Source organism: Vibrio coralliilyticus, assembly GCF_024449095.1.
GTDB classification, from domain to species: Bacteria; Pseudomonadota; Gammaproteobacteria; order Enterobacterales; family Vibrionaceae; genus Vibrio; species Vibrio coralliilyticus_A.
Genome location: NZ_CP024627.1, coordinates 1,548,747 through 1,561,282 on the forward strand (window position 1 = coordinate 1,548,747; position 12,536 = coordinate 1,561,282).

Annotated in this window: 2 protein-coding genes; both read left to right on the top strand. The window is 45.5% G+C overall.

All coding sequences use genetic code 11. The features are described from left to right. Nucleotides 1-366 precede the first annotated feature (366 nt). Complete coding sequence (locus CTT30_RS07450; protein WP_255906416.1) at nucleotides 367-3,663, top strand: Ig-like domain-containing protein; 3,297 nt, start codon at nucleotides 367-369, stop codon at nucleotides 3,661-3,663. After that, nucleotides 3,660-12,518 (top strand): Ig-like domain-containing protein, encoded by an 8,859-nt coding sequence (locus tag CTT30_RS07455; RefSeq protein ID WP_255906417.1) that lies wholly within the window; start codon nucleotides 3,660-3,662, stop codon nucleotides 12,516-12,518. The genes CTT30_RS07450 and CTT30_RS07455 overlap by 4 nt, the downstream gene beginning before the upstream one ends. Nucleotides 12,519-12,536 lie beyond the last annotated feature (18 nt).

Genomic DNA, 12,536 nt, shown 5'->3' on the forward strand with positions numbered 1-12,536 from the left:
TTCGGTCTCATTTTTGAGAATTATCCATCTGTGACATCAATAAAGTAACACTATCCAACTATGAAGACTAACATCATTATAAGAAACTGAGATGGTAATTCGTTAATAAAATGCTGCTTGGTTAGTGTACATACTCAAACTCAACACAAAGATAAAATTGCCGGTGAAGACCAAAAAATAGTGATATTAGTTCAAATAACGACCATATTGATATGTATTAAATTTCATATTTGGTGTCCGTATTATAAACAAAAATGGTTTTGTTTCGAAAGTCGCCAATGTTAGCTTAGGTAAAATAGAAATATGTAAGGTTGCTTTACTTACACGGTGCTGACAGGAAAAGCTCTGTAAGAGATAGGGGGGATTATGGGTTTTGGTAGATTCACAGCAATGGGTAATCTAACTGCTGGTCAGACAATTGCAATCGATGAAAATGGCAACATTCGACTCCTCAATGAGAATGAAATTGCTAAACCCGGTGAAGTTGTCATGTCTATGGAAGAGCTTAATCCGGATTTAGCTGATGTGAATATTAGTATTGTTGACGGAAGTGCTGAACTTCAAGACATAACAAGCGAAATAGATGACATTATTGCAGCACTGGAAGAAGGCCAAGATCCAACTCAACTAGGTGATGAATTTTCGACTGCTGCTGGTGGTCAAATAAGCTCTAGTCTGACCACAATTGGTTCCATCGTCAGGACAGGTGATGAGACCATTGCTAATACTGAATTTAATACTCAAGGTTTTGAAAATTTGGGTATTTCTCGAACTCAGAGCCTAACGCTTTTAGACCAATATCAAGCCATTCAACAAGCCCCAGCCTTTACTACTTCAAATAATAGCCCTCTTGCCGATGATGTATCTGTAACAACGAATGAAGATACGTCGATTAGCGGACAGGTTAGTGCTACTGATCCAAACCCCGATGACTCCCTTACTTTTTCTATCTCCTCATCCCCGGAAAACGGGGTAGTCACGATCAATCCTGTTACTGGGCTGTGGGAGTACACGCCTAATGAAAATTATGATGGCTCTGATTCGTTTGAAGTAACGGTCGATGATGGGAATGGAGGAACGGATACTGTAGTCGTTAATGTAGATGTGACCCCGATTCCGGCTATATCTGTTTCAGGAGATGCTCAGGTAGATGAAGGTAGTAATGCGAGCTACACCATCAACTTTGACAAAGCGTCAAACCAAACCACTAATTTAAAACTGACTTTGTCTTTGAGCTCTGCTGAAGGAGAAGATTTGTCGGGGATGAGTGTAGAAGCATTAAGTTCTTCTGGTGATTCTGATTCATCGCAACGCGTCATTCTTGTTGTGGGAAATGATGGAACGGTTGAGGTGCCAGCAGGTGTTACATCACTCCGTGTGACCGTCAACACTGCTCAGGACACAACATTTGAAGGCTCAGAAGAATACCAGCTCAACGTCGAGCCTGTATTCGGTCTAGTGGGAGATGGTGCTGGCAGCAACAGTGCAAGCACGGCAATTTTGGACAACACTGGCAACGAGTCCGATCTTCCGCAACTCACTGTCAGTAATGAATCCGTGTTTGAAGACAACACCGCCGTCTTCGATATTGCTTTGTCAAACAATGTAGATGGTGATGTTACCTATAATTTTTCAATAAATCTTGATGGTGAAACAGCTGAGGTTGCTGACTTTGCCGAAAACCCTATCAGTGTCACTTATCAGATAACGGGTGTTACTCAAACTGCCACTGCAAACCAAGATGGCAGTTATACGATTCCTGGCAACGCGACCAACATCCAAGTCTCGGTTGAAACCACAAATGATGAGATCTTCGAAGGAAGTGAAAGCTTCACTTTGGATGCTAATGCGAGTGCCACAGTGGGTGGTGAAAGCTTTAACCTGAGTGAGTCCGGGTCAGGCACGATCAGTGATGAACAACCGGGAGGAGGCAACGCGGACACTCCATCCTTGTCAGTGAGCTCTGAAGCTGTCGTTGAAGGCAGCACCGCTGTGTTTAATGTTGCGCTGTCGAATGTTGTCGATGGTGATGTGACTTATAACTTTGCACTTAGTATAGAAGGACAATCTGCGGAGTTAGCAGACTTTACAACGAATCCGAACAGTGTCAGCTACCAACTGAATGGTGTTACTCAGCCAGCTGAAGCCAATCAGGATGGTACATACACCATCCCTGGTAATGCAACCAATATTCAAGTCTCAGTTGAAACATTAGATGACGATATTTTTGAAGGCAGAGAAAACTTCAAACTGGATGTTAGCGCGAACGCTACCGTTGGTGATGATAGTTTTAACTTGAATGAATCAGGAATAGGCACAATTACCGACGAACAAGTAGGTGGTAGTAATGCTGATACACCAACTCTTTCGGTTAGTTCAGAATCTGTTGTAGAAGGCAATACAGCAGTATTTGACGTTGCGTTGTCGAATGATGTTGATGGCAATGTTACCTATAACTTCTCGTTAAACTTCAATGAGCAAACTGCGACTCTTGATGATTTTGCCGTAAATCCCATCGATGTTAGTTATCAAGTGAATGGGCAGACGAAGACAGCTGCAGCGAATCAAGATGGCAGCTACACCATTCCCGGTAACGCAACTAACATTCAAGTCTCTGTTGAAACTACGGATGATAGTATTTTTGAGGGCAACGAAAGCTTTACGTTGGATGTAAGTGCAAACGCTACAATAGGCGATGAGAGTTTTAATCTCAATGAGTCTGGGACAGGTACAATCAGCGATGAATCCGATCGCCCTGACTTAACCGTGACAGGCGCAGGTACCGTCTCCGAGGGTGACGTGGCAACGTTTAGCATCAATCTTTCTAACCCTGTTGACCATGCGGTTACCCTTGACCTGCGTGCCAAAACCAACGGCAATGCCAATACCGCGGAAGCGGACGATATTGGTGAGATGCGCGCGTACTATCTCGATGGCGACGCCAAAGTCTATCTGGACTTTGATGGTCGTGAGATTTCTGTGCCAGCGGGTGTGCAGGACATCTTTGTTGAAGTTGATACCGTGGATGACAACGCTTCACCAGTGCATGAAGGCAGTGAACGCTTCCAGCTTGTGGTACGCGATGTCGATGGCGTGACCACCGACAGCAATGGCAAAGCCAAAGCGGCGGCGTTTATTGATGACAGTGGCAATGGTGCGGGGGATAACCCAGACGACGATCGCCCAGACATTACCAGCATCTCCAGTCCAACCGTCGATGAAGGCGGTACGGCTGTCTTTGATGTGACGCTGAGCAACCCAAGTGAATTGGCTACACCAGTCACCATGACGCTGGCGAATGGCACGGCGGAAAGTGACGACTACACCAGTAATCAAATTACGGTCAACTTTGCCGATGGTACCAGCACGGTGGTCAACTCGGTCAATGGTGAGTTCAGTTTTGATGTGCCAGCGGGCAACAGTTCTTACACTGTGTCGGTTGAGACCACGGATGACAACAATGCACCTGTGTATGAAGGCGATGAAACCTTTACTTTAAGTGGAGCTAGCAGCAGTCAAACAGGTACCGTCAGCGGTGAAGCGACCATTCAAGATGGGGGCAGGGTGGCGACGATGACCGCCCTCAAGTTTCCATCTCAGGAGGTGGGGACGTTAATGAAGGTAATACCGCTAACTTCACAGTTCATTTGTCAAATACTGTGACATCGACTGTTTCTTTCGTTCTCACGTTAAATGCGGGAGATACTTCACCAGAAGATCTGGCTTCGTACCAATATCAAGCTGCGGACGGTGTTTGGTTGGATGTACCAGCGTCGGGAGAAATTTCTGTTTCTCCAGGTTCGAGTGCCGTAAACGTCAAAGTGGTCACTCAACAAGATGATACCTATGAAGGGGATGAAAGCTTTAGTCTGTCCGTTAGTGCGGGAAGCGGAACGGTTAGCGCGTCAACAGACACCACTGCGAGCGCTACGATTTTAGATTTCGAAGATAATCCACCTGAAGCAGAAGATTTTGATGCGACACTCGACGCAAATGGAAATGCAACCATCTTGTTTAATAGTGAGGATGCTGAACAAGATCATATTTCTGATAACGAAGATGACGCAACAAACACACCTGTTGGCGTTGTTATCACAGAGCTTCCTGAGTCGGGTCAACTGTATTACGGCGATCAGTTGATCGACGCCGATGATCTTACGACCTTTACTTCAGAAGGCGAAGTGCTGCAGCAAGGAACAATATTCAGTGATCCAAACCTGATTCGTTATGAAAATGATGCTGAATCGACAGGCTTCGTTCTGGGAGTAAAAGAAGCGCCCGATGGTATGGATGGCGGCGCTAGCCAGTCTAATTTCTTAAATTGGGGTGAACCTGTTCAAGGCAATGCTGGTCAGAGGGTTCTGACTTTTGACAACGGCGATTCAATCACAATTACTTCCTCAGGTCAGGCATTAACACAATACTTTGGTCAGCAAAGTGTAGGGCATGTTGGATATGGACTTGCAGTAGGAAATGATGGCGGTCTTCAGCAAGGTGAGACAATTACGATTGATTTTACCCAGCGCCCGTCAACGTTTGTAGAAATAGGGTTAGATGGACTCGGTGGCTGGTTTGAGGATGGCCACGAGTTTGAAACAACAGCGATAGTGCAAGCAAAACTTGATGATGGCTCAATCATCGAAGTACCAGTCTCAAAAGAGACCTCAGGCAATACAGATTTGTTCCAGGTTGTGACTATCGATGCTCCAGAAGGTCGACAAATTGAAGAGCTGATAGTTACCACCGAAGGCCCGGGTAACTGGGAGCTGCGTTATCTAGAAACATCATCAAATGATACCTTCGATTACCGAGCAGTAGATAGTGATGGAAATTACAGCGACGAGCACACGGTGACTCTAGTCGAAGGAAACCAAGCGCCGATTGCCACAGATGACCCTGTTGCGTTTGAGGTCGCACTTGGTACCTTTAACTCTAATTCTTGGACACATGATGGCGTGAGTATTAGCGGTAGCTATCAAGGTCAAGATCAGTCTATTACTCAAAGCGGTGTCAAACGTGGGGTTGCAGGTGACGAGAATGGAGGGCCAGGTGCTCAAATTCAATACAACCGAGAAGATGGTGAATCTGAGCAGTTCAGAGTAGACCTAGATAAGCCTGCAACAGAGTTTAGTTTTGAAGTATCGAATCTATTCAAAAATGAAGGTAGAAGTGGTAACCATGAGCAAGGTAAATGGGTGGCCTATCTCGGTGATAACCCAGTCGCGAGTGGCACTTTCGTCGCCAATGATGGTAGCAACCAAGGTTCTTATCATTTTGACGAGCAAGACCTCGGCGGCGTCGCATTTGATAGCGTTGTTTTTGAAGCGACAGATTTTAGCAACATTCCTGCCCGTGGCAGTGACTCTTCAGACTATTTCCTAACAGGCTTTAAAGCGTCTGGTGACGGAGCATACGCAGCCAATCAAGGAGAAGTTCTTGAAATTCCTTTGACTGAACTATTGGGTAACGATTTTGACCCGAATGGCGACAATATTCGAATTACCCATGTCTCTGAAGTCAATAACGCCAGTGCTAGGATTGAGAATGGCGTAGTTTATATAGATCTAGATGATGCATTCGTTGGTAGTACTACGTTTGACTACGTTATTACTGATGATAAAGGGGGCTTTGCCGAGGCGAAGGTTTCAATTGTTGTGAATCCATTGCCTCAAGAAGTCGCCGTAGAATCTATCTCAATGCTAGAGAATTCAGTGGATGAAGGGGATAGCCTAGTCTACAAAGTGACACTGGAAGAAGGTGTACTGCAAGAAACACAATACAGTGTCACTTTTGGTAAGTCAGATAGTGATAGCGCAGACAATTCGGATGTGGACTTGTCTCAAGTGATATTCACCAACGGGGTGACTTATGACTCCACGACACAGCAAGTGGTTGTTCCTGTCGGTGTTAGCTCTTTCTCCGTTCTCATCCCGACCGTAATAGATGGTGTTTATGAAAGCTCCGAAGATTACACACTGATTTTAGGTGAACAGCAGGCCACGGGCACGATTGAGAATGTAGATATACCATTGGTGTCGGTTTCTGAAAATGTGAGTGTCAGTGAAGGTTCAGCTGCAGAGTTCACCGTTTCATTGAGCAAAAACACGGCTGAAGCGGTGACTATCAACCTAGCTGTGACTCACTTAGAGACAGACGCGTCTGATATTTCAAGCATGGTAGTGGAGTATCACGATGGCAACAGCTGGCAAACGCTGGCGATTGCTCCAAATGGTGATGTCATATTCCCAGCAGGGGTGACTCAGGCTCGCGTTTCTGTTCAGACAAGCGATGATGATTCTCAGCCTGTTTACGAGGGAGATGAGCGATTCGAGCTTGCCGTTAGCGGTGTTGCTGGTGCTCAGGGTTCTGACTCTAGCGTGGTGACTATTGTCGATGATGGAAGCGTTGACCCTGACGGTGAGGGCCCTGAAATCGCCGATGATGATCGTCCGGTTGTAACCTCTGTCAGTGACCAAAATGTTGAAGAAGGCGGTGTTGTTAGCTTCGATGTCGCATTGTCTGCAAAGAGCACTTCGGATACCCAAGTGGTTTTAGAGCTCAATGAAATTAATGCCACGTCACCAGAAGACTTTTATGGTAGTGTTGTGACGGTGAAATATGGGGACCCTGAGCAATCAGAGCAAGTCACCCTACAAAATGGTGCTTTTGAGTTTGATTTACCAGCCGGTGAAAGTGATTTTACGGTTTCTGTACAAACGAACGATGATCAGGTGTCCGATAACAACGAGACGTTCACGTTAGAAGCTAAGACAGAGTATCAATCGAATCAGGTTAGCGGTACAGCCACGATCCAAGATAATGAAAAACCAACCATCGATTTAGATGGCAGTGAATATCAGATTGAATTTGTCAGCGAAAGTGCGGGTTATCACAATGTATTCGGCTACTACATTTATGATGAATCGTCAGATACACAGCAGCTTCAAATCTTGATGTCGGACTCGTACGACTCTCGTCAAAATGGGTTTGCTCCTGTCCTTGCGAATCTAGATAGCATGGACAACGTCGAGTACTTCCTCATTCCAAATGGTGCCAATGCAATTGAAAATGCACCATCAGGCTCAACGTTTGAAGTGGATTCAAGTGGCAAGTTGCTTATTAATGGAGCAACGCAATCCAATATTAATGTGTTCCTTAGCCATGACGAAAACTCTCACCTGAGAGTATCTGAAAATAGCGATGGAAATACGGTTTTAAGCTTTGACGACCAGAAAAATCACGTCAATGATGACAATGACTACAACGACTTAGTCATCAAAGTTTCGAAACAAGACACCAATGTTGATTTTGCTACTTCTTTCACTGAAGGTGATGATGCAATCTCGATTGCGGATGCAACTGTCGACATTTTTGACGACAAAGACGCTATTCAATCTATGCAAGTGACGTTGACGAACAAGTATGCAGGCGATCAACTTACTTGGTCTTCTACACCCGGGTTCACCGTCAGCCAGACTGTGATACCTACCAGTGTTACCTTGTTGATTACAGCCGATACAGTTGGTGGTGTATCTTCTTCAGAGTTTGAAACTTTCCTCAAAGGGATTCGATTCGAAAATACCAGTGAAAACCCTGATGAAACGGATCGTGAGATCGACATCCATGTGACGGATGCTTCGGGTCAACAATCGGAAACGGCAACGACAACGGTAAGCGTTGTTGAAGTGGCTGACCTGACCGTACAACAGAATGCTAGCGGTGATGAAGATAGCCAAATTGCGCTGAACATCTCTGTCCCTGCGAACAGCTCCGTGACTGAAATTGTATTGACCGATTTACCAGACGGTTCGATTCTTAAGTCTGGCGAAAATATGATTGCGATCAGCAATGGAGAAGCGACGCTGACTCCACAACAGCTAGCGCAGTTGACCATAACTCCGCCAAACAACAATGACGAGAATTTTACGGTTAATGTTGAAGGTTATACTTCTTCGAACGAGCTTATAGAACAACATAGTATCGATGTTCAGGTTGATGCTGTTACTGACGTGCCTTTGATTACTATTGCAGAGCCAGAAGTCGTTTCGTTCCATGATTTCGATTCTATCGACATGGGTAACCGCTCATGGCGCGGTAATGTGAGTGCGAGTGAGCTTACACAATCTGATGGTGCAGAAGGTATCTGGGGAACGGATAACCGTAATAGTTACAATGAAGTTGGTAAAGAAACCGTCTATCGAGGTGGAGTCTCAGACCGAGAAAACCAGATATATGAACTGGAAGGTCGCAATGGCGATGACCAACTATTCACTCAGTTTACTGCGCAAGCAGACCAGTTCTACACCCTTTCATTTGATGTCGTCGCGCGCAGGCTAAATGATTCTCCATTGACGGTATTCCTTGAAGATGAAAATGGTGATCGTAAAGTTCTGTTTGAGTACACCGATCAGCAAAGCCTCAATTGGCAAACCGAAAGTATTAATTTCCAAGCACCATCGGATGGCGAGTACAAAGTTGTATTTGAATCAGAAACATCATCAAACAGCTACGGTGCGCTGCTCGATGACATAACGTTAGAGAAAGCAGACAACATTGGTTACGAAGACAGCTTCATCCCGCTTAGCGATATTGTTGTTGGCTTAAGTGATACTGACGGCTCAGAAACCTTGTCTTTGGTACTTAATGGATTACCAGAAGGTACTGTTATTCGAGATGGCAATGGTCACTCGATCACTGTTGTAGCAACGCCAGATGGGAAGAATAGCGTAGATTTGTCTGCATGGAGTAATGACCTGACGGGACTTGAAGTGAATGTTTCTGAGGAGGGCAGCTACCCGCTCGAATTTGTTGTAACCGCACAAGATAATGCACCTGCGACAGCTGAGTCAGTCAGCAAGGTAATTAATCTAACGGTATTGCCTGTGCTTGATGCTGAGAGCAAGGAAGTGACACTTGATGAAGACGAAAACTATATCTTAGGTGTCTCTGACTTCGGGATTACTGATCTAGATGCACAAATATCAATCTCTGAATTACCGAGTTCAGGTGTTTTAGAGGTGCAAACTTCGCCGGGAGTCTGGTCACCAGTCTCAGAAGGTGATTTGATCTCCGTGAGTAATGTGTCTCAGGGCAATCTCCGATTTACGCCTGAGGATAATGAGTCAGGATACAACCAGCATACTGGCGCCGGAGAAGGTAACCTGAATCAGGATTATGCTCACATTGACTTTGTGGTTGAAAAAGGTGATGCCAAGTCTGACGAAATGACGCTGACTCTTGATGTTGCGCCCGTGGCAGATACTCCAGTTCTTAACATCACCACTCCAGATGCTGTGCTTCCAGAACAACACTTTAATGTGGCGACCTGGACGGGAGTGGTTGTAGGAAATGACAATGGTCAGGGTGTGAATGGCAGCACGTTGATTTCAGCTATTGATGCTCTCGATCCTCAGCTTGCCTCTTCAAGTACAACAACTAATGCGCAAGATACTGGAAGATGGGCAATGGCAGCAGACAATGCCGTGCTCGTGACTGGTTTGGTGTACCTTGAGGCTGGAATGAGTTATGACTTTGTAGGGCGTGGTGATGACAGCCTAGCGATCACTATTGGTGGCGTCATGTCCGATCAAGCCTACTGGGGGAACTCAAGTGGGCAAATTCAGGGCAGTGCCTTTACGCCTCAGGTGTCGGGTTATTACCCACTTGCGATTTACCACCATAACCAAAGTGGTCCAGGCAACTTTAATGTCGATGTTTCTATAAATGGCGCAACAGCAGTTGATCTTACCAGCTCTGCTCTATCCGTAGTGACCGACGAAACACAGCTGGATCAATCTGATGTCAGGGCTTCAGAGCTTAAGTCGGTAAATGGTGTGGAAGTATATGAAGTCTACGGTTACAACGAAGGGCTTCAAGATACTGAAATCCCACTTTCTCAGATTACGAGTGCTCTTAACGATAACGATGGCTCTGAAACGCTGCAGGTCACATTGAGTGGTTTACCACAAGGTGCGACATTGAGTGATGGTGGTTCTAATAATGTGGTTGTAGGCGCTTCCGGTGAGGTGGATGTAACGACTTGGGATCTATCTTCGTTATCCGTTTTACCACCAGCAGGTTCTCACGACGATTTTACAATTACAGTTGTGGCCACAGCTTCAGAGGTGAACTCAACCAGCGAGGCGGATTCTCAAGCAACGATCGATGTTGTCGTTCATGAAAACAAACCTACAGTGACGCAATCTGACGTTAATGTTGTCGATGAAGACCACAGTGCGATTGGTAATGTGCTGACGGATATAGACGGTAGAGACAGCGACGAAGATAACATCCTTTCTGTTGAACACTTCTCTATCAACAATGTCTCTTACCCAGCTGGCGGTAGCGTGACTTTGTCTGAAGGCACGTTTGTCATGCAGGCTAATGGTGCTTATGAATTTACACCAAACGCAAACTGGTCTGGTCAGCTTCCAGTTATCACTTACACGACGAATACGGGTGCCTCAGATACGCTATCCATTCAAGTCGTGCCAGTAGCCGATGCACCTCAGGTCTCTATGATTATAGGTGAAATGGAAGTGGTGAACGTGGCGACGGAGCAAACAGATGACGGCCGCTATGAGACATCTCAAGATAAAACAATCCCAGTCAGTGTTTCTGTTGAACTCACTGATATTGATAGTAGTGAGTCTTTAGGATCGCAAATTGTGGTCACAGGTATTCCTGCCGGAGTCGAAGTGTATGTGAACGATAGCTTAATTGTCTCACAACCTAATGGCTCTTATCTAATCACACTAGATGGTGATGGCGACGCGTCCTTCGATATCAAAGTACCTCACGATTACAGTGGTAGCTTAGAGTTCCCGATTCAGGTTCAAGGGTCTTCCGTCGAAACCGCCAACCAAGATACAGCGCATAGTACAGCGGAAGAGACACTTTCTTTCCGTAGCTATGTGCTTGAATCAGGCTCCCATGGTGATGACACTATTGTTGGCAACGGGGATCATGAGCTCATTGTCGGTGATGTACAGGGTATCCAGATTATTGCGGGTCAGGACTATAACATCGCATTTGTTCTAGATACTTCAGGTAGTATGGGTGGAAGAGTTGGTACGGCGAAAACAGAAATTATCGAGGTTTTCGATCAGTTACTCAGCACTGCTAACTCAGGCGATAATGCCGGGACAGTCAATATCCTCTTGACTGAGTTCGCTACTAACTCAGGTGTCACGATATCGGTGGACCTAAGCTCTCCAACCGCACGCGCCGATTTTGTATCCCAGATCAGTAATATCGAAAACAATGGTAGTGGTCTTACAAACTACGAAACCAGCTTCGACGCAGCTGTTGAATGGTTTGATAGCAATACTAACGACCAAGCTGAAAACATTACTTACTTCATTACCGATGGTTATCCTAACATTAGCAATCACCTTAATGTGACTTCTGACGATTTTGATCAGCTTGTGCTGGATTATGATACATCAACGAAGGATGTTGTGACCTTAGACGATATTCTTCCTGACAATTATTCTGTGGGAACTGCAGTCTCTTACAAAGGCGAAGAAATTGTCTCCAGTTCTGGTGCTGTTAAATCTCCACTGACAGGAGCAACGCTTGGTAACTTAAGCTATTCAGGTGGATTGCGATACACCGATGGTAGCAATGCATCTGTGCAAGCTCGTCATATGTATCAGGTATTGGCACTAATCTCAGCAGTGGAAGCAGTGGGTATTGGTAATGGAATTAATGAAGCCACCTTATCGCAATATGATTCTGATGGTGTCGTTGTTCCTAACATCAACGTAGATAAGCTAGCTGAAACAATCCTTGGCCAAGAAGTGACCTTAGAGCAAGGTGAAGACAATATCGAAGGTGGGCAGGGCAATGATATTCTATTTGGCGACCTCATTGATTTCGATAACATCGACGGCCAAGGTATTGCAGCATTACAGAAATACGTTGCATCAGAGACCAGCAGTCCATTAGCTGACGTATCAGCAGAAGATGTTCACAGTTATGTTCGTCAGAGCCACAGTGATTTTGATGTTTCCCGTGACGGTGATCAGGACGACACTCTTTCTGGTGGAGCAGGAGATGACATTCTGTTCGGTCAAGGGGGGGATGATACTCTGGACGGCGGTGCAGGCAATGACATCCTGTTGGGTGGAGCGGGTGATGATACGCTCATCGGTGGCTTAGGTAGTGATATTCTATCTGGCGGCGATGGAGAAGATGAATTCGTCTGGCATTATGGTGACCTAGATGGCAGTACTGACGTAATTACGGATTTCCATGTATCAGAAGATAAGATCGATATTTCTGACCTGTTGGGACAAGATGAAACCATGGAAGAGTTGCTCTCTGATGTCTCTGCCAATGTTGTTGATAGTAACGGCATTGAACTCACCATTCAGAGAGACAACGGACAAACCACTCAGTCGATTAAGCTGGATAACGTCGTCGATCAACTGAACGGCATTGATACCAGTCATGGCAGTATCACGGGCAACGACTTGACCAATTTACTGAATGAAATTATCAAATCACACGATTAAAAAAGGGCCGTAAGGCCC